The sequence below is a fragment of the Marinovum sp. PR37 genome (genome assembly GCF_028807375.1).
Classification (GTDB): domain Bacteria; phylum Pseudomonadota; class Alphaproteobacteria; order Rhodobacterales; family Rhodobacteraceae; genus Marinovum; species Marinovum algicola.
This window is the reverse complement of record NZ_JARAML010000015.1, coordinates 42191-60227: the sequence shown is the minus strand read 5'-3', so window position 1 is coordinate 60227 and position 18037 is coordinate 42191. Positions and strand designations below refer to the sequence as shown.

At 68.1% G+C, this 18037-nt stretch carries 18 protein-coding genes; 8 read left to right on the top strand and 10 right to left on the bottom strand.

Translation table 11 applies throughout. The features are described 5' to 3' along the window. Positions 1–29: 29 nt before the first annotated feature. From PVW49_RS13660 to PVW49_RS13645, 4 genes are all read left to right on the top strand, one after another. Entirely contained in the window at positions 30–254 is a 225-nt protein-coding gene (locus tag PVW49_RS13660; RefSeq protein ID WP_048532827.1) for a YdcH family protein, read from the top strand. A 6-nt stretch (positions 255–260) separates the two neighbouring features. Further along, positions 261–1214, top strand: coding sequence for an endonuclease/exonuclease/phosphatase family protein (locus PVW49_RS13655; protein ID WP_274590787.1), 954 nt, complete (start codon positions 261–263; stop codon positions 1212–1214). 152 nt (positions 1215–1366) lie between these two features. Then, on the top strand, positions 1367–1855 hold the full coding sequence (gene purE, locus PVW49_RS13650) for a 5-(carboxyamino)imidazole ribonucleotide mutase (RefSeq protein WP_048532826.1): 489 nt from the start codon (positions 1367–1369) through the stop codon (positions 1853–1855). After that, a complete protein-coding gene (locus PVW49_RS13645) occupies positions 1848–2921 on the top strand; it encodes a 5-(carboxyamino)imidazole ribonucleotide synthase (RefSeq protein ID WP_074836203.1) in 1074 nt (357 codons plus the stop codon). The genes purE and PVW49_RS13645 overlap by 8 nt, the downstream gene beginning before the upstream one ends. A 76-nt stretch (positions 2922–2997) precedes the next feature. Here the strand turns inward: PVW49_RS13645 and PVW49_RS13640 are convergent, their stop codons facing one another. The 4 genes from PVW49_RS13640 to PVW49_RS13625 are packed head-to-tail and all read right to left on the bottom strand — an operon-like array spanning position 2998 to position 6463. Further along, positions 2998–4146, bottom strand: coding sequence for an alpha-D-ribose 1-methylphosphonate 5-triphosphate diphosphatase (locus PVW49_RS13640; protein WP_244526467.1), 1149 nt, complete (start codon positions 4144–4146; stop codon positions 2998–3000). Beyond that, positions 4136–4867, bottom strand: a complete 732-nt coding sequence (locus PVW49_RS13635) for an esterase/lipase family protein (RefSeq protein ID WP_074836206.1) — start codon at positions 4865–4867, stop codon at positions 4136–4138. The genes PVW49_RS13640 and PVW49_RS13635 overlap by 11 nt, the downstream gene beginning before the upstream one ends. A 40-nt stretch (positions 4868–4907) precedes the next feature. Next, entirely contained in the window at positions 4908–5774 is an 867-nt protein-coding gene (locus PVW49_RS13630; protein ID WP_244526468.1) for a DMT family transporter, read from the bottom strand. Beyond that, complete coding sequence (locus PVW49_RS13625) at positions 5771–6463, bottom strand: CDP-alcohol phosphatidyltransferase family protein (RefSeq protein WP_048532821.1); 693 nt, start codon at positions 6461–6463, stop codon at positions 5771–5773. The genes PVW49_RS13630 and PVW49_RS13625 overlap by 4 nt, the downstream gene beginning before the upstream one ends. A 258-nt stretch (positions 6464–6721) precedes the next feature. Here PVW49_RS13625 and PVW49_RS13620 point away from each other — a divergent pair, with 258 nt between their 5' ends. The 3 genes from PVW49_RS13620 (at position 6722) to PVW49_RS13610 (ending at position 9895) form a co-directional block, all read left to right on the top strand. Then, positions 6722–7762, top strand: a complete 1041-nt coding sequence (locus PVW49_RS13620) for a TRAP transporter substrate-binding protein (protein WP_274590786.1) — start codon at positions 6722–6724, stop codon at positions 7760–7762. 64 nt (positions 7763–7826) lie between these two features. After that, positions 7827–8402 carry a TRAP transporter small permease gene (locus PVW49_RS13615; RefSeq protein ID WP_274590785.1) on the top strand — a complete coding sequence of 192 codons (576 nt, stop codon included), beginning with the start codon at positions 7827–7829 and terminating at the stop codon, positions 8400–8402. Further along, entirely contained in the window at positions 8399–9895 is a 1497-nt protein-coding gene (locus tag PVW49_RS13610) for a TRAP transporter large permease (protein ID WP_274590784.1), read from the top strand. The genes PVW49_RS13615 and PVW49_RS13610 overlap by 4 nt, the downstream gene beginning before the upstream one ends. Positions 9896–9973: 78 nt before the next feature. Here PVW49_RS13610 and PVW49_RS13605 read toward each other — a convergent pair whose 3' ends face one another. Further along, positions 9974–10909 carry a tyrosine recombinase XerC gene (locus tag PVW49_RS13605; protein WP_371398802.1) on the bottom strand — a complete coding sequence of 312 codons (936 nt, stop codon included), beginning with the start codon at positions 10907–10909 and terminating at the stop codon, positions 9974–9976. Further along, a complete protein-coding gene (locus PVW49_RS13600) occupies positions 10906–11616 on the bottom strand; it encodes a DUF484 family protein (RefSeq protein WP_274590783.1) in 711 nt (236 codons plus the stop codon). Before PVW49_RS13600 ends, PVW49_RS13605 begins: the two co-directional genes overlap by 4 nt. A 288-nt stretch (positions 11617–11904) precedes the next feature. Between PVW49_RS13600 and PVW49_RS13595 the strand changes: the two genes are divergently transcribed. Next, entirely contained in the window at positions 11905–14103 is a 2199-nt protein-coding gene (locus PVW49_RS13595; protein WP_274590782.1) for a primosomal protein N', read from the top strand. Here the strand turns inward: PVW49_RS13595 and PVW49_RS13590 are convergent. The 4 genes from PVW49_RS13590 to ruvC all read right to left on the bottom strand — a co-directional run bounded on the left by PVW49_RS13590 (position 14100) and on the right by ruvC (position 17734). Continuing rightward, entirely contained in the window at positions 14100–15437 is a 1338-nt protein-coding gene (locus tag PVW49_RS13590; protein WP_274590781.1) for a GH1 family beta-glucosidase, read from the bottom strand. The genes PVW49_RS13595 and PVW49_RS13590 overlap by 4 nt on opposite strands. Positions 15438–15526: 89 nt before the next feature. Continuing rightward, positions 15527–16552, bottom strand: a complete 1026-nt coding sequence (gene ruvB, locus PVW49_RS13585) for a Holliday junction branch migration DNA helicase RuvB (protein WP_274566022.1) — start codon at positions 16550–16552, stop codon at positions 15527–15529. A gap of 25 nt (positions 16553–16577) precedes the next feature. Continuing rightward, the gene (gene ruvA / locus PVW49_RS13580; protein ID WP_048532812.1) at positions 16578–17243 is read right to left on the bottom strand and encodes a Holliday junction branch migration protein RuvA; all 666 of its coding nucleotides are present in this window, start codon (positions 17241–17243) and stop codon (positions 16578–16580) included. Further along, a complete protein-coding gene (gene ruvC, locus PVW49_RS13575) occupies positions 17240–17734 on the bottom strand; it encodes a crossover junction endodeoxyribonuclease RuvC (protein WP_074836216.1) in 495 nt (164 codons plus the stop codon). The genes ruvA and ruvC overlap by 4 nt, the downstream gene beginning before the upstream one ends. Positions 17735–18037 lie beyond the last annotated feature (303 nt).

Sequence of the window (18037 nt, the reverse complement as noted above, 5' to 3'; positions counted from 1 at the left end):
AACACCTGCCCGCGATGGAGAATACCCGGATGAACATGCAGACCGAACTGGCGATGAAGACCGACGAGGTCTTGCGCGTTGAACTCGAGGTCTTCAAACGCGAGCACCGCGATCTCGACCAGGCGATCGATGCGCTTCAGGCCGAGGGCCGCGCCGATGCGCTGACCATTCAGCGGCTGAAGAAGAAAAAGCTGATGCTGAAGGACAAGATCGCCCAGATCGAGGACCGCCTGCTGCCCGACATCATCGCCTGATCCGCCATGGCGCGGCCTGCGGTCCGGCCCAAAGTCTGGCCCCAACGCCTGCGGCGTGCGCTGCTTGGCGTCCTGGGGCTGTTTGGCCTCCTGCTGCTGGCGCTGGGGGTGCAGCATCTGCGTCTCTCGGGCGGGCCGGCGCTGGGCCCACCTGTGCCGGGCGGGCTGCGGCTGGCCACGCACAACGTGCATTACATCGTTACCCGGCGCGACACCGGCCGCTGGTCGCTGGCGGACTGGCGCCGGCGCAAGCCGGTTCTGGATGCGACCTTCAAGGCGCTCGCGGCCGATCTGGTGGCCTTTCAGGAAATGGAAAGCTTCGCCGGCGGTTCGGGCAGCGACGAGAACCTCGCCCGCGACTGGCTGTTGCAGCAGAACCCGGGCTATGCCGCCGCGGCCACCGGACCCTGGCGGGAATTTCCGCCGACCCAGCCGATCCTCTACCGCCGCGCCAGGCTCGAATTGCTGGATCAGGGCTGGTTTTTCTTTTCAGAGACGCCGGAGGTGATTTATTCGCGCACCTTCAATGGCTCCTGGCCGGCCTTTGCCGCCTGGGCCGAGTTCCGCGACCGTCGGGGCGGCACGGTGTTTCGGGTGTTGAACCTGCATCTGGATTATTCCAGCCTGGACAACCGGCGCAAATCCGTCGTGCTGATCCGCGCGCGGCTGGCGGACTGGCGGGCGGCGGGCCATTCGATGGTGGTGCTGGGTGATTTCAACGCGCTGGCGGGCTCGGCGCTGCTGGCGCCGCTGGAGGCGGAGGGGCTGCGGTTCGTGCCGGTGCCGGGGGCGACCTATCACTTCGATCGCGGGCTCAACCTCTTTGGCGCGATCGATCATGTCGGGTTGGGGCCGGGGCTGCGCGCGCTGCGCCCGGCGGCGGTGTTTCGCGAGCGGTTGGGGCCGGTCTGGCCGAGCGACCATTACCCGGTGGTGGTGGATGTGACTTTCGGGGATTAGGGGCGCTGCCCCCGGCCTGCGGCCTCCCCCGGCGGTATTTTTCAAGAGAAGAAGCCACGGGAATGCGAAAATGCTGCCGCTGCGACCGGCGGGGCCGTTGCCAATGGGGGCGCTCTGGCTATAGTGCGGCCTTCCTAACGTGAGGGGATGCGATGACAGAGCCGGTAGTGGGCATCATCATGGGCAGCCAGTCGGATTGGCCCACCATGAAGGAAGCGGCGGATGTGCTGGACGAGCTGGGCGTGGCCTATGAGGCGCGCATCGTCTCGGCGCATCGGACGCCGGACCGGCTCTGGGACTACGGCAAGACGGCGGTGGACCGGGGGGTGCAGGTGATCATCGCCGGCGCCGGCGGCGCGGCGCATCTGCCGGGTATGATGGCGTCGAAGACCCGGGTGCCGGTGATCGGCGTACCGGTGCAGACCCGGGCGCTCTCGGGGGTCGATTCGCTGTATTCGATCTTGCAGATGCCGCGCGGCTATCCGGTGGCGACCATGGCGATCGGCGCGCCGGGAGCGAAAAACGCGGGGCTGATGGCGGCGGGCATTCTGGCGTTGCAGGATGCCGGGCTGGCGCAGCGGCTGGAGGATTGGCGTGCTGCGCTCTCGGCCTCGATCCCGGAGGTGCCGGTCGATGAATAAGGCTCTGGCGCAGGGGGCGGTGATCGGCATTCTGGGCGGTGGCCAGCTTGGCCGCATGCTCGCGGTGGCGGCGAGCCGGCTGGGCTTTCGCTGCCATGTCTTCGAGCCGGGGGCCCATCCGCCGGCCGGTGATGTCGCCTGGAAAGTGACGACGGCGGGCTATGACGATGCCGCGGCATTGCGGGCCTTTGCTGAGAGCGTCGATGTCATCACCTATGAATTCGAGAACATTCCGACGGCGGCGCTCGACATCCTCGAGGCGCTGCGGCCGATCCGGCCGGGGCGCGAGGCGCTGCGGGTGAGCCAGGACCGGCTGATCGAGAAGGACTTCCTGTCGGGGTCGGGGCTGACGGTGGCGCCTTATGCCGATGTCGGTGACGCGGCATCGCTGGAGGCGGCGCTGGCGCGGATCGGCACGCCGGCGATCCTCAAGACCCGGCGCTTCGGCTATGACGGCAAGGGCCAGGCGCGGATCATGGCGCCGGGCGATGCCGGTCAGGCGCTGGCCGACATGGCGGGCGCGCCGGCGGTGCTGGAGGGCTTCGTCGATTTCGAGCGCGAGATCTCGGTGATCGCGGCGCGCGGGGTGACCGGCGAGGTGGCCTGTTTCGACCCGGGCGAGAATGTGCACGAGGGTGGCATCCTGCGCACCACCACGGTGCCGGCCGAGATCCGGCCGATGATGCAGGCCGATGCGGTGCTGCTGGCCGGGCAGATCCTCAATGCGCTGGATTATGTCGGCGTGATGGGGGTGGAGCTTTTTGTCACCGGCCGGGGCCTCGTGGTCAACGAGATCGCGCCGCGGGTGCATAACTCGGGCCATTGGACCCAGGCGGGCTGTGCCGTCGATCAGTTCGAACAGCATATCCGCGCCGTGGCGGGCTGGCCGCTGGGCGATGGCGGCCGACATGCCGATGTGGTGATGGAAAACCTGATCGGCGAGGACATGGACCGGGTGCCGGAGATTGCCAGGGAGCGCCATGCCAGCCTGCATCTTTACGGCAAGACCGAGGTCAAGCCGGGGCGCAAGATGGGGCATGTGAACCGGGTGAAGACCGCAGGATAAACCCGTCGGCGGCGGGGGGCTCTCTGCTGCGAAGATCTGCGATCGGGGAGGTCCCGGATCGGGGTCCGGGACGGGGTCAGGCGGTGACCAGCCGGCGGGCGGTTTCGCCAGCCAGATGGGTGAAGACCCCGGCGCAGAGCGTCGCCTCGACCCGGCGGGTCGTGGCGTCGAGCACCACCAGATCGGCGCGTTGGCCGGGCGCCAGCGTGCCGCGGTCTGTCAGGCCCAGCACCTGTGCCGGGCCGGAGGAGATCAGCGCCCAGGCCTGCGCCAGATCCCGCTGTCCGAGATCGACCAGCTGCCAGACCGCGTTGCGCGGGGCCGGGTAGTGGTAGTCCGAGGCCAGCGCGGTGCAGAGCCCGTCCTCGACCAGCGCCCGGGCCGAGACCTTGCCCTTGTGGCTGGCGCCGCGCACCACGTTGGGCGCGCCAAGCACCACCGGCTGGCCACGGTCCCGCGCCGCCTGGGCGGCCTCGCGGGTCTCGGGGAATTCGCTGATCGCGGCGCCGCGGGCGGCCCAGATGGCGCGGTCCTCGGCGCTGGCATCGTCGTGGCTGGCGTAGCGGATGTCGCGCCGGCGCAGATCGGCGCAGACCGCATCCAGCGCCGCCGGCACTTCGGCCGAGCGCGCATGCAGCGCCTGCATCAGCGCCAAATGCGCCTCGGGGCTGCGGCCGGATTTCAGCGCCGTGCCGGTGAGCCGCGGGATCGCGCGGCCCGATGCCAGCCGGTCGTGCGGCAGATGATCGTTGAAGGCGACATAGCGGATGTCATGCTCTGCCAACAGCCCGAGCACTGTCCGGAAATCGTCGATCATATGGGTCTCGAGCCGCAGCTGGACCTGTAAATCCGTGTCGAGCTGCGGCCGCACCCGGGCCAGCGCCGCCAGCATCCGCCTGGCGAACTCGGGGCTACGCAGCCCGCCTTCCCAGGAATAGAATTGCGCCAGAACGGCGGTGGTGATGCCATTGGCGGCCAGTTCGGCTTCGGCCGAGACCAACCCGGCGGCAAGGTCGGTCATGGCGCCGCGGCGGGGGGCGAGATGGCGTTCGAAACCGTCGCCGTGCAGATCGACGATGCCGGGCAGGATCAACTTGCCGGAGACGTCGACAGGGCGCCCGCCAGCCGCCGCGCCGACCAACCCGCCGGAGATCGCCAGCGGCCCGCCGCGCAGCCCATGCGGCGAGAGCCAGCGCGCGCCGGTGAAGGTGAGATCAATTGGCATCGTCATCTCCGAACAGCATGTCGGCAAGATCCATGCCGGGGTCGAAACGGCCTTCGCGCAGGAACAGCAGGGTCTGTTGTATCACGATCGGATTGTTCATCATGAAGGTATGGGTGACCGGCAGGGTAATATGCCAGTCCATGCCCTCGACCTTGGTCGAGGCGACCGAGACCTTGCCATCGTCCGGCCCGTCGATCAGCGACGAGAAATAGGGGTTGAGCGAGCGGTTGCCGGCGATCACGCCGAGTTCTGCCTCCACCGGGGGAAGCTGCGGCGGCAGGCTTTCGGGATCGGTGCCCAGTTGCAGCCCGGCCGGGCCGTTCATCCAGCGGAACAGCTCGAGCCCGCCGAGCTCGTCCACCAGCTCGCTACCGTGGTTGGGCGGGGCGAGCATCACCACGCGGCCCAGATTGTCGGGCGTGCCGTGATCGCGCAGCCAGACGCGCAGCAGAATGCCGCCCATGGAGTGGGTGACGAAATGCGTGGTCTGGGTGCCGCATTGCGCCAGGGCTTCGGGCAGGGTCTTGCCGACCAGGGTTTCCACATCGGCCGAGGTCGAGGGATAGGAGGGCAGCACCGTGTCATAGCCTTCGAGGCGCATCACCTGTTCCATCACCGCGAAACTGTATTCGCTGCGGGCCAGGCCGTGCAGGAAGACGATGCACTCGGCCCGGACGACGCCGGGCAGCATGAACAGGACAAGGGCAAGGACAAGACGCATGAGGCCTCAGATAAGCGGCGGGCGGGGCATGCGGAAGGGGTTACCTTGCGCGCAATGACAGCGCCACGCCGCCCAGCACCAGAAGCGCCGAGAGTACGAAGCGCAGAGTAAGCGGCTCGGCCAGGAAGAGCATGCCGCCGGCCATGGCGATGATCGGCACGGTCAGCTGGACCACGGCGGCGGTGGCGGCGCGCAGTTGCGGCAGCACGGTGTACCACAGCGCATAGCCCAGGCCCGAGGTCACCGCACCTGCGATCACCGCGAGGATCACGCCGCGCAGGTTGGTCGCATCCGGCCAGAACGCAAAGGCCAGGGCGCCGAGCGGCACCGACCAGAGGAACGACGCGCTCATGGTCTGCAACGGCGCGCCTCGCTTGCGTCCGATCAGCGAAAACAGCCCCCAGCCCAGCGCGGCGGCCAGCATCAGCGCCGCGCCCAGCGGATCGGGCCGTTCCGCGCCCGGCCCCATCAGCCAGGCCAGGCCGGCAAAGGCAATCGTCGCGCCGAGGATGCGCAGCGGCGGCAGCGGCTCGCGGGCCAGAACCGCGCCGGCGAACATGGTGATCTGCACCCCGCCAAACAGGATCAGCGCGCCGATCCCCGCCGGCAATGTCCGATAGGCAAAGGAGAAGCCGAGGATATAGAGCGTCAGCGTCGCCACCCCGGGCCAGACCGCTCGGGTCGGGCGCAGGGCGCGCGCCTCGCCGCGCAGCGACACCAGCAGGCCGAGCAATGCGGCGCCGGAGATCAGCCGGATCAGGGCAAAGCTCGAGGCACCGGCGCCGCCTTCGAGCGCCATGCGGTTGAGCACAGAATTGGCCGCAAAGGCCACCATCACCAGCGCCGTCAGCCCGACCAGGCGCAGGCCGGCGCTCCCGGCCGGCGGGGGGGCCGAGGCGGCGCTCATGCCGCTGCCTCCGGCACGATCTGCTGCACGATGCCGACCGAGATCAGGTAGAGCGAGGTCACCACCAACCCCCAATGCGCCCAGCTCTGGGGATCGAAGTTCACCCAGGCGGCCCAGCCGGCAAAGAAGGTCCAGGCCAGCGCCACGGGCAGCGACAGCAGGCGCCAGCGCTCGGTGCGGACCGGGTGGATGAACTTGAGCGGCAGGAACATCGCCACGGCACAGACCAGCACGATGGCCAGGATCACCGGCGGCGGCGGCGCGATGGCAAACATGACAATCACCACCATGTTGAAGCAGCCGGGGAAGCCGGCGAAGGAATTGTCTTTTGTCTTCATGCCGGTATCGGCGAAATACAGCGCGCTGGCAAAGGTCACCACAATGATCGCGAGCCAGCCGGGCCAGCCGGGTAGCAGGCCGGATTGAAACAGCGCAAAGGCCGGAATGAAGACATAGGTCAGGTAGTCGATGATCAGATCGAGCAGCACGCCGTCAAACCGCGGCGCATTGTGCTTGACGTCGTATTTCCGCGCCAGCGGCCCGTCGACGCCATCGACCGCAAAGGCCACCACCAGCCAGACGAACATCATCGGCCAGTCCGCGCGCGCCGCCTCGAGAAGCGCCAGCATGGCAAAGACGGCGCCGGTGGCGGTCAGCCAGTGGATCGAGAGAGCGCGGAGATTTGTCATCGGTCAGTCATCCCCGATATGGCGGTTGGATTCAATGGGGGCCGCTGGCACAGTGTTGAAAATCCGCGTGAACCCCACGGCAGGCCAACGCCCGGACCTGCGGCCGCCGGTACGAAAATGATGCGCGTTGCAACGGATGGGTATAGTCTGAGCTTATCTCGCCGGCGGCAATTTTATTTGCCTGAGGCAGAGCGGAAGCTACAGGGTCGGCAAGGCCCGAAAAGAAATGTCCAATGGGAGCCTATGGGAGGAATGATGATGACCGATACGCGTAACCTGGTGAAGCTGGCAATGGGCACGGCGCTGGCCGCCGCCTTCGGGGGCGGGGCGGCCTTCGCGCAGGAGGTGACGCTGCGGCTGCATTCCTTCCTGCCGGAGCAGGCCAATGTGCCGCAGAACATCCTCATCCCCTGGGCCGAGAAGGTCGAGGCCGAGAGCGATGGCCGGATCGACATTCAGCTGTTTCACGCCATGGCTCTGGGCGGCACCCCGCCGGAGCTGATGGACCAGCTTGTCGATGGCGTGGCCGATATCGTCTGGACCCTGCCGGGGTATACGCCGGGCCGGTTCCCGCGGGCCGAAGTATTTGAACTGCCCTTCACCATGACCACCGCCGAGGCCGCCAGCCGGGCCTATTGGTCGCTGGCCGAAGAGACGATGATGGAGGACGATTTCAAGGACATCAAACCGATCGCCCTGCATGTGCACGGGCCGGGGATCATCCATACCTCGGATCCGGTGGTAGAGGTTTCCGACCTCAACGGCGTCAAGCTGCGGGCGCCGACCCGGGTGACCAACCAGATGTTCGCCGCGCTGGGCGCGACGCCGGTTGGCATGCCGGTGCCGGCGGTGCCGGAGGCGCTGTCGAAAGGCGTGATCGACGGCACGGTAATCCCCTGGGAGGTGACCGGCGCGCTCAAGGTGCCGGAACTGGTGCAGAACCATACCGAGATGGGCGGCGACAAGGCGCTCTATACCGCGGCTTTCGTCTTTGCCATGAACAAGGACAAGTACGAGTCGCTGCCCGACGATCTCAAGGCGGTGATCGATGCCAATTCCGGGCTCGAGACCTCGGCGCAATTCGGCCGGCAGATGCAGGAGGACGACGCGCCCGAACGCGAGACCGCGCTCGACCTGGGCAACAATATCATCACCCTGAGCGACGCGCAGACCGCGGAATGGCAGGCCGCGGCCGCGGGCACGATCGATGCCTGGATCGCCGAGATGGAGGGCAAGGGCATTGACGGCGCGGCGCTGCGCGCCCGTGCGCTCGAGCTGATCGAAGACGCCTCGATGTGAGGCCCACGGCCCCCGGCGCAACGCCGCCGGGGGCCGTACCAAGACGCCGGGAGGGCCGGGCAAGATGCTGATATTCATGGACCGGCTGGCCCGGCTGATGGCGATCACCGGCGGGCTGGTGCTGACTGTCCTGGTCGGGTTGACCTGTGTCAGCGTGCTGGGCCGCGGGCTCAATACCCTGGGCCATTCCGGCGTTCTGGGCGAGGCCCTGGGCGCGGCGCTGATCAATAGCGGGGTCGGCCCGGTGGCCGGCGATTTCGAACTGGTCGAAGCCGGGGTGGCCTTTGCCATCTTTGCCTTCCTGCCGATCTGCCAGCTGCACGGCGGCCATGCGACGGTGGACATCTTTACCCAGGCCCTGCCGCTGCGCGCCAACCGCTGGCTGATCGCCTTCTGGGAGGTTGTGCTGAGCCTGACGATCTGGCTGATCACCCTGCGTCTGGCGGCCGGCATGATCGGCAAATACGGCAATGGCGAGACCACTTTTCTGCTGCAATTCCCGGTCTGGTGGGCCTATGCGGCCAGCCTCGTGGCGGCCGGCGTGGCCGCGGTGGTGGCAGGCTATTGCGCCTATGCGCGGCTGGCCTTTGCCCTGACCGGGCGGGCGCGGCTGCCGCAGGCCGAAGGAGCGGTGCATTGAGCTTGCTGACGCTGGGTTTCCTGTCTTTTCCCGTACTGCTGGTGATGATCTTTCTGCGCGCGCCGATCGGGCTGGCCATGCTGCTCTGTGGCATCGGCGGGCTCTGGCTCGCCACCGATGGCACCACGGTCTTCATGGCGCGGCTCAAGAGCGAGACCTACACCACCTTTTCCTCATATTCGCTGTCGATCATCCCGCTGTTCCTGCTGATGGGCCAGTTCGCCACGCTGTCGGGCATGTCGGCGGCGCTGTTTCGCGCCGCCGAGAGCTTTCTCGGCCATCGCAAGGGCGGGGTGGCGATGGCCGCCGTCGGCGCCTGCGCCGGATTTGGCGCGATCTGCGGTTCGTCGCTGGCCACGGCCGCCACCATGAGCCGCGTCGCTCTGCCGGAGCTCAAGCGTTACGGCTATTCCGGCGGCTTCTCGACCGCGACGCTGGCGGCGGGCGGCACCCTGGGCATCCTGATCCCGCCCTCGGTGATCCTGGTGATTTATGCCATCCTGACCGAGCAGAACATCGCCAAGCTGTTTCTTGCGGCCTTCGTGCCGGGGCTCTTGGCGGCGCTGGGTTATATCCTGACGATCTCGATCTTTGTCCGCGTGAACCCCGAGGCGGCGGGCGTGCGGGCGCCGGTGCCCTGGGCCACGCGGCTGCGGAATTTCCTCGACGTCTGGCCGGTGGTGCTGGTCTTTGGCCTGGTGGTGGGCGGCATCTATGTCGGCTGGTTCACCCCGACCGAGGGCGCCGCGGTCGGCGCCGCCGGCACCGGCATCATTGCGCTGATCGGCGGCAACATGTCCTGGACAGTGTTCAAGGAGGCGATCCTGGTCACCGCCTCGTCGACCGCGATGATCTTTTTCATCGTTCTGGGGGCGGGGATCTACAATGGTTTCCTGGCGCTGACCCAGGTGCCGCAGGAGCTGGCCGACTGGGTAGTGGGGCAGGGCTTCAGCCCCTGGACGGTGCTGGCGCTGGTGCTGGTCTTTTATCTGGTGTTCGGCTGCCTGATGGACAGCCTGTCGATGATCCTGCTGACCATCCCGATCTTTTTCCCGGTGATCTCGCTGATGGATTTCGGTTTTGTCGATCTCGCCGCGATGCAGGCCGAGGCGGCGCGCGAGGTGCTGGCGGCGGGGGTGCCCGAGGGGATGGCGGCCGAGATGCTGGCCGCGATCCGCGAGGCCTTGGCGACGGGCGCCGAGCTGAGCCGCGAGCAGATGCAGGCGCTGGGCATCCGGGTGACCGAAGGCATCGCCAACCGGATCGAGGCGGAACAGGTGGCGATCTGGTTCGGCATCCTGGTGCTGATCGTCGTCGAGGTCGGGCTGATCACGCCACCGGTGGGGATGAACCTCTTTATCATCAACACCATGGACCGGACGACACCGATGGCCGACACCTACCGCGCGGTGATCTGGTTCGTCACCTCCGACATCCTGCGGGTGATCCTTCTGGTGCTGTTTCCCGGGATCACATTGTTCCTGCTGGCGTGAGGCGGCGGGGCGCGGCTGTTGCCCGGGGATGGCGACGCGAACCGGCGATCATCTCCCGGTCTACCCGAATGTCCCGGCCTACCCGGCCTTGGGATGCGCTTTCTCGTAGACCTCGAGCAGCCGGGCGCTGTCGATGCCGGTGTACCCTTGAGTGGTGCTCAGCGAGGCATGGCCGAGGAGTTCCTGGATCGCCCGCAGGTCGCCGCCGGCGTTGAGCAGATGGGTGGCGAAGCTGTGGCGCATGGCATGCGGCGTGGCACTGGCGGGCAGGCCGAGCTGCATGCGCGCCTGCTGCATCGCCTTTTGCACCAGCCGCGGGTTGAGCCGCCCGCCGCGGGCGCCGAGAAACAGCGGCGCCTCCGGTTCGGGATCAAAGGGGCAGAGGGCGAGATAGGCGTCGACGGCGCGGGCGGCGGCGGGGATCACCGGCACGATCCGCTCTTTTTGACCCTTGCCCAGAACGCGCAGGCTGTCGCCCAGCGGCGCGGCGCCGCGGTTCAGCCCTAGCGCCTCGGAAATCCGCAACCCGCCGCCGTAAAGCAGGGTCACCACCGCCATGTCGCGGGCGGCGATCCAGCCGGTCTGGCTCTGCATCTCGATGGTGTCGATCATCGCGCGGGCGGCCTCTTCGGCCAGCGGGCGGGGCAGCTTGCGGGTATATTTCGGCGCCCGGGTGGAGAGCACGGCGGTGGGCTCGAAGCCCTCGCGTTCGGCCAGCCAGCGGTAGAAGCTCTTGACCGCCGAGAGCTTGCGCGCCAGCGTGCGCGGCCCCACCTCCGGTCCGCGAGTATGGGCCATCCAGGCGCGCATGTCGCGCAGGGTGATGCGCGAGAGCGGGCCCAGACCCTGGGTGCCACCGTGATATTCGGTCATGAAGGCCAGGAAGCCCAGCACATCGGCGCGATAGGCCCCGGTGGTGTTCTCGGCCCGGCCTTGCAGCGCGCGGGCCTGGGTCAGCCAGTCCTCCAGCGCGTCGCGCGCCGCAGGCGAGATGAAGGTCGCGGGCGTGCTCACGCCAGCCAGCGGCGCATCGAGCGCTCGAAGACACCGGCGAAGAAGGCCAGCAGATCGGTGCCCTGCTGCGGCGTGAAGAGATGTGGATCCTCGGCGCCGAAGGCCAACATGCCGGGCAGCCGGCCGGGGCCGAGATCGAGCACCAGACATGCCTCGGAGCGGATGTCGCCGGCCTTGCCGCCGTAGAGCGCCGGATCGCCGGCGGCGCGCTGGCGCAGGGTGACCGGGCGCAGCCCGCCCATGCGGCCCTCGGTCACATATTGCGAGACATAGCCGGGTTCGGCCACCCGCAGCACATCTCCGAGTTTCGAGATCGCCGGATCGTCCTCGGCCCGCTCGGCGCTTTCCAGCACCAGCCGCACCGCATCGACGCGCAGGATATCGGCCACTTCGCCGCCCAGGCCGCGCAGGAAGGCTTCGAAATCCACCGGGTCGAGCATGCGCAGGATGGCGCGGTGCACCTGGTTGGTGCCGGCGAGATTCTCATAGGCCGCGGCAATGACGCTGCGGTGAGTGTCCTCGAGCCGGTCGAGGCGACGTTCCAGCCGCTCCATGGCAATGCCGCGCAGATCGACGATATTGCTGCCCATGGCCTTTTCATTGGCAGCGATCAGCGCATGCATCACGTCCTTGTCGTCGAGGATCACGGTGGGGCGCGCAATGATGGTGGCGCGGAGGTCGTCGTCGATCTTGAGGCTGGAGGTCATGCGTGTCCCTTAAGCGAATCCCGTGGTCCTTGCCGGAGGCTAGCAGGGCCTGTCCGGGCTTTCCGCAGGTTTTTGAGGGGCTTTGCGCCTTTTCTTCAGGTTGTGCCTTTCTGCCAACGCCGGATTGCGGGGCCGGGGCGGGAGCGAGGGGCCAGCCCCTCGCGCTCCCCGCGGTATTTGCGGCAAGAGGAAAGGGGCGGCCGGGGCCGTCCGCTGCCGGTGTCTTGGCAAACCGGCAGCGGTGGCATACCTCTCGGCAGAGTTTCGAGCCGCGAGGGACAGGGCCGCATGTGCCGCAGCTATTTCGACGAAGGCGACCGGATCGGTGTGCTTCTGACCCAGGCGATGGGCGATCTGGCCGGGGTGCTGGATTACCTGGCGCCGGCGGGCGGCTGCCATCTCGGGGCCTTTGTCGAGGTGCCGCTGGGCCCGCGCAGGATGCTGGGCGTGGTCTGGGGCGCCGGGGCGGGGGATTTCGACCGCGCCAAGCTGCGGGCGGTGATCCGGGTGCTCGACGCGGCGCCGATGCGCGAGGGGATGCGTGCCTTTCTGACCCGCGCCGGCGCCTATACGCTGACGCCCCTGCCGGCGATGCTGCGGCTGGCCACCCGGGCGCCGGGGCTGGGCGCGCCACCGGGGGCGCGCAAGATCTATCGCCGGGGCGTGGGGCTGCCGGATCGCGACACCAAGGCGCGCCGCGCTGTGCTCGGGGTGCTGGAGGACTATGGCGGGTTGGCCTTTACCCTCAAGGAGCTGGCCGAGATGGCCGGGGTTTCGCCTTCGGTGGTCAAGGGGCTGGCCGCCCAGGGCGTGGTGCGTGAGGAGGAGGCGCCGCGCGACACGCCCTATCTACCGCTCGATCCCGCGCGTCCCGGCAAGACGCTGACCACCGACCAGATGACGGCGGTGGCACATCTGCACACCGCCGCCGGCCAGGGTTATTCCACGACGCTGCTGCGCGGGGTCACCGGATCGGGCAAGACCGAAGTCTACCTCGAGGCGGTGGCCGATTGCCTGCGCCGCGGACGGCAGGCGCTGGTGCTGCTGCCCGAGATCGCGCTGACCCAGGAATTCCTGACCCGGGTGGAGGCGCGGTTCGGCGCGAAACCGGCGGAATGGCATTCGGGCATTACCCAGACCGAGCGGCGGCGCTGCTGGAAGATGGTCGGCGAGGGCGGGGCGCAGATGGTCGTGGGCGCGCGGTCGGCGCTGTTCCTGCCGTTTCGCGACCTCGGGCTGATCGTCGTCGACGAGGAACATGACACCTCCTACAAGCAGGGCGACGGGGTGCTCTATAATGCGCGTGACATGGCGGTGCTGCGCGCTTCGCTGGAAGACGCGCAGGTGGTGCTGGCCTCGGCGACGCCGTCGCTGGAGAGCTGGGCCAATGCGCAGGCCGGCAAGTACACGCGGATCGAGCTGACGTCGCGTTTTGGCGCGGCGGTGCTGCCGGAGATGCGGGCGATCGACATGCGGGCCGAAAGCCTGCCATCGGATCGCTGGGTCTCGCCGACGCTCCAGGCGGCGGTGAATGCCCGGCTGGAACGCGGCGAGCAGTCGCTGCTGTTCATCAACCGGCGGGGCTATGCGCCGATCACGCTGTGCCGCGCCTGCGGCCATCAGATCGAATGCCCGCAGTGCGATGCGCGGATGGTCGAACACCGGTTTCTCAAGCGGTTGGTCTGCCATCAATGCGGCGAGAGCCGGCCGATGCCCGAAATCTGCCCCTCCTGCGAGGCGGAAGGCCGGCTGGCGGCGGTGGGGCCGGGGGTGGAGCGGCTGACCGAGGAGGCGGTGGCGCTGTTTCCGCAGGCCCGCGTGGCGACATTGTCGTCGGACATGTACGGCTCGGCCCGGGCGCTGAAGACGCAGATCGAGGAGATCGCCGGCGGCGGTGCCGATATCGTCATCGGCACCCAGCTGGTGGCCAAGGGGCACAATTTTCCGCTGCTGACGCTGGTCGGGGTGATCGACGCCGATCTTGGCCTGCATGGCTCCGACCTGCGGGCTGCCGAGCGTACCTTTCAACTGGTGCGCCAGGTCGCAGGCCGCGCCGGGCGGGCCGAGAAGCCCGGACTTGCGCTGATCCAGACCCACCAGCCCGAACATCCGGTGATCCGGGCGATCATTGCCGGCGACGAGGAGCGCTTCTGGCAGGCCGAGGCCGAGGAACGCCGCGCCGCCGGGGTGCCGCCTTATGGCCGGCTGGCGGGGATCATCATTTCAGCCGAAGAGGCGCAGCCGGCCTTCGACCTGGGCGCGGCGCTGGCGCGCAATGACGCGGCGCTGCGGCGGGTGGGGGCGCAGGTCTTTGGCCCGGCGCCGGCGCCGATCGCCCGGGTTCGCGGGCGGCACCGGGTGCGGCTTCTGGTCAAGGCCGACAAGGGCGTGGCCTTGCAGGGGGCGCTGGCCGAATGGATCGGCCAGTTCCCGGTGCGTGGCGGGCTGCGGCTGGCGGTGGATATCGACCCGCAAAGTTTCTTCTAGCGGCTCAGCGCGCGCGCCAGGGCGTGGTACGAGGCTTTGGGCGTGCGCGTCTGGGTGGCGTAATCGACGTGCACGAGGCCGAAGCGCTTGTCATAGCCGAAGGCCCATTCGTAATTGTCCAGCAGCGACCAGTAGAAGAAGCCGCGCAGATCGACACCCTCGGCAATGGCGGCGCGCGCGGCATCGAGATGGGAGTCGATGAAGCCTTGGCGTAGCGGGTCGTGTACCGCACCGTCCTGCACCGCATCATCGCCCGCCATGCCGTTCTCGGTGACATAGATCGGCAGCCCCCGGGCCGGTCCCTGTGCCAGCCGCAGCAGGAATTCGCGCAGGCCCTCGGGGCGGATTTCCCAGCCCATTGCCGTCTTGGGCAGCGGGCCATCGACCGTGCGGTATCGTGGCCAGGGCCGGGTGGGGTCTGCGGCATAAAGCGCGCGGGTGTAATAATTCACTCCCAGCCAGTCGAGCGGGGTGGCGATGGTGTCCATATCCGCCTGCCAGCCCGCCGGCATATGCGGGCCGAGGCCTTCGAGCGCCTCGGCCGGATAGCCCTGGCCGGCGATGGCCTCGATGAACCAGCGGTTGTAGACCGCATCGGCCCGGGCGGCGGCGGCCCGGTCTTCGGAGCTGTCGCTGGCGGGGCTGGCGGTTTCGAAGTTCAACACGATGCCGAGGTCTTTCGCTCCGCTGGCGCGCAGCGCCTGCATCGCGGTGCCATGGGCCAGCAATACATGGTGCATGGCATGGGCGGCGGCGCGGATGTCGCGCAGGCCGGGCGCATGGGCGCCGATGAAATGCGACAGCCAGGCGACGCACCAAGGCTCGTTGATGGTGGCGGTGGCGGCGACACGATCGCCGATGCGGTCGAAGACCACCGCGCAATAGTCGGCGAACCAGCCGGCAATGTCGCGATTGGTCCAGCCGCCGTTCATCGCCAGCGCCGACGGCAGATCCCAGTGATACAGCGTCAGGAACGGCGTCATCCCGCGCGCGAGCACGCCGTCGACCAGCCGGTCGTAGAAGTCGAGGCCCTCGGCGTTGGGGCGGCCGGTGCCCTCGGGCATGACCCGTGACCAGGAGGTCGAGAAGCGGTAGGCGTCGAAGCCGGCCGCCTGCATCAGATCGAGATCCTCCTGCCAGCGGTTGTAATGGTCGCAGGCCACCGCGCCGTCGTCGGCGCCGACCACATTGCCGGGGGTGGCGGCGAAGGTGTCCCAGTGGCTGGCACCGGCGCCGCCGAAGCCGGAGCCCTCGATCTGATAGGCGGCGGTGGCGGCGCCAAACAGGAAGTCGGTCGGGAAATCGCTGCGGGCGTTGCGAAGCGCGTCTGTCACGGGTCGGTCTCCTGTCAAAATAGGGTGGTGCCGGCGCAGAATGACAGCGCTAACGGCGCTGTCAACTTGGCGATCCGCCGGAGCGGGGTTTATCCGAACAGGTCGCTCTGTCCCGGCGCGCGGGGGGCGGGCAGGCCAAGGTGGGTCCAGGCCTTCTGGGCCAGCATCCTGCCGCGCGGGGTGCGCTGGATCAGGCCCTGTTGCAGCAGGTAGGGCTCGATCACCTCTTCCAGCGCATCGCGGCTTTCGCTGAGCGCGGCGGAAATCGTCTCGATCCCCACCGGGCCGCCGGAGTAGTTTTCGGCGATCAGCTTGAGATAGCGCCGGTCGGCGCCGTCGAGGCCGAGGTTGTCGACGCCCAGCCGGGTCAGCGCGCCATCCGCCAGCTCGCGGGTGATATGACCGTCGCCATCGACCACGGCGAAATCCACCACCCGCCGCAGTAGCCGCCCGGCGATGCGCGGCGTGCCACGGGCGCGGCGGGCGATCTCTCTGGCGCCTGCGTCGTCGGCGGGCACCCCGAGCTTGACGGCATTGCGGCTGACAATCTCGTGCAGCTCGTCGATGGTGTAGAAATTGAGCCGCGTCGGAATGCCGAAGCGGTCGCGCAGCGGCGTCGTCAGCAGGCCAAGGCGGGTGGTCGCGCCGACCAGGGTGAAAGGTTGCAGCTCGATCCGCACGGTGCGCGCGGCCGGGCCTTCGCCGATCACCAGGTCCAGTTCGAAATCCTCCAGCGCCGGATAAAGCACTTCTTCCACCACCGGGTTGAGCCGGTGGATCTCGTCGATGAACAGGACGTCGCGGGCCTCGAGGTTGGTCAGGATGGCCGCCAGATCGCCGGCCTTGGCCAGCACCGGTCCCGAGGTCATGCGGAAGTTGACGCCCAGCTCGCGCGCCATGATCTGCGCCAGCGTCGTCTTGCCCAGGCCCGGCGGGCCGTGAAACAGCGTGTGGTCCATCGCCTCGCCGCGTTGCCGGGCGGACTGAATGAAGACGCGCAGGTTGGCGCGGGCCTCGGCCTGACCGATGAAATCGCCGAGCTGCTGCGGGCGCAGCGCGCGGTCGACATCCTCGGGCCGCGCTTCGGGGCGCAGGGTGGGGTCCGGTTCGCTCATCTCTGCCGCTCCTCGCGCCTTTGCCTCATCCTTTCGGCGCCAAGAGCTTGAGCGCGGCGCGGATCAGGGCCGGGGTTTCGGCCGCGGGGTCGTCGCCGGCGGCCTGGGCCACCGCGCCCGCCGCCTCGCCGGGACCGTAGCCCAGGTTGCTCAATGCCGACAGCGCCTCGGCCTGGGCGTTGCTTGTCTTGGGTGCGGGTTTGGCTGCGGGCCGGGCCGGGGCCGGCTCGATCACCGCGTCTTCGACATCGCCCAGTTCGGCCGTCCGGGCGCCGCCCATGGCCATCACCGCCGGCGCCTTGTCCTTCAGCTCATGCACCACCCGCTGCGCGGTTTTGGGGCCGATCCCCTTGGCCGCCTTGATCGCCGTGACATCGCCAAGCGCGATCGCCCGGCCCACGCCCTCGGGGCCCAGTGCGCCCTGGATCGCCAGCGCCGCCTTGGCGCCGACGCCCTGCACCGTCAGCAGCAGCCGGTGCCATTCCTTCTCGACCAGCGACGGAAAGCCGTAGAGCTGCAACAGATCCTCGCGCACCACCAGATCGGTATAAAGCGCCACCGCTTCGCCGGGGCCGGGCAGGGTGGCCAGGGTGCGCTCGGAACAGAACACCACATAGCCCACGCCGCGCACGTCGAGCAGCACGTGATCCTCGCCGCGATAGTCGATCCGCCCCGAGAGCTTGCCGATCATGACGCCCGCGCCTCGCGCAGGCTGGGAGAACGGTAATAGAGCGCATGGGTGATGGCGATGGCCAGCGCGTCGGCCGCATCGGCCCCGGCCAGCACCACACCGGGCAATTGCATTTTGACCATATGGGCCACCTGTTTCTTGTCCGCATGGCCGACACCGACCACGCATTTCTTGACCGCGTTGGGGGCATATTCGCCCACCGCGAGCCCGGCCTGCGCCGGCACCAAAAGCGCGATGCCCCGAGCCTGGCCCAGCTTCAGCGTCGCCACCGCATCCTTGTTGACGAAGGTCTGTTCCACCGCCGCCGTGGTGGGGGCGAACCGCGCCAGCACCGCCGAGAGCTGTTCATGCAACGACACCAGCCGCAGTGCAAGATCCGTGCCCGAGGAATGGCAGATGCCGTTTGCCACATGCGTCAGCTTGTTGCCCGAGACGTCGATCACGCCCCAGCCCAGGTTGCGCAAACCCGGATCGATGCCCAGAACCCGCATGACTGCCCCGTTTGTTGCCTTTTTGTTTCGCTAGCACGAACCGGGAACAAACGCCAAGCGAAACCTGTCAAGCCGATTGCCCGGTCAGGACCGGGCCGGCGGCGATCCAGGGCCGTCGCAAAACGCGTCCCGCGAAGGTCTGAAAACGACATGAAAGCCCTTAGTTTATTGATTTATTTCAGACTCTTGGGGGCCAAAAGAGCCATGCAGAAAACGCATATGGGGAATGCGCCGGTGGCGCTTGCTCGGGGCGTGTTTGCACATTAATTGCGCGAAATGAAAACACGCGCCGCCATGGCGCTT

Excerpts from the sequence above, each read along its gene's own strand:
- PVW49_RS13600 (WP_274590783.1), bottom strand. The coding sequence starts at position 11,616 with ATGACCTCCAGCCTCAAGATCGACGACGACCTCCGCGCCACCATCATT.
- PVW49_RS13635 (WP_074836206.1), bottom strand. The coding sequence starts at position 4,867 with ATGCGTCTTGTCCTTGCCCTTGTCCTGTTCATGCTGCCCGGCGTCGTC.
- PVW49_RS13655 (WP_274590787.1), top strand. The coding sequence starts at position 261 with ATGGCGCGGCCTGCGGTCCGGCCCAAAGTCTGGCCCCAACGCCTGCGG.
- PVW49_RS13620 (WP_274590786.1), top strand. The coding sequence starts at position 6,722 with ATGACCGATACGCGTAACCTGGTGAAGCTGGCAATGGGCACGGCGCTG.
- ruvB (WP_274566022.1), bottom strand. The coding sequence starts at position 16,552 with ATGAGCGAACCGGACCCCACCCTGCGCCCCGAAGCGCGGCCCGAGGAT.
- PVW49_RS13640 (WP_244526467.1), bottom strand. The coding sequence starts at position 4,146 with ATGCCAATTGATCTCACCTTCACCGGCGCGCGCTGGCTCTCGCCGCAT.
- PVW49_RS13615 (WP_274590785.1), top strand. The coding sequence starts at position 7,827 with ATGCTGATATTCATGGACCGGCTGGCCCGGCTGATGGCGATCACCGGC.
- PVW49_RS13595 (WP_274590782.1), top strand. The coding sequence starts at position 11,905 with ATGTGCCGCAGCTATTTCGACGAAGGCGACCGGATCGGTGTGCTTCTG.
- PVW49_RS13660 (WP_048532827.1), top strand. The coding sequence starts at position 30 with ATGAACATGCAGACCGAACTGGCGATGAAGACCGACGAGGTCTTGCGC.
- PVW49_RS13645 (WP_074836203.1), top strand. The coding sequence starts at position 1,848 with ATGAATAAGGCTCTGGCGCAGGGGGCGGTGATCGGCATTCTGGGCGGT.
- PVW49_RS13625 (WP_048532821.1), bottom strand. The coding sequence starts at position 6,463 with ATGACAAATCTCCGCGCTCTCTCGATCCACTGGCTGACCGCCACCGGC.
- ruvC (WP_074836216.1), bottom strand. The coding sequence starts at position 17,734 with ATGCGGGTTCTGGGCATCGATCCGGGTTTGCGCAACCTGGGCTGGGGC.
- purE (WP_048532826.1), top strand. The coding sequence starts at position 1,367 with ATGACAGAGCCGGTAGTGGGCATCATCATGGGCAGCCAGTCGGATTGG.
- ruvA (WP_048532812.1), bottom strand. The coding sequence starts at position 17,243 with ATGATCGGCAAGCTCTCGGGGCGGATCGACTATCGCGGCGAGGATCAC.
- PVW49_RS13630 (WP_244526468.1), bottom strand. The coding sequence starts at position 5,774 with ATGAGCGCCGCCTCGGCCCCCCCGCCGGCCGGGAGCGCCGGCCTGCGC.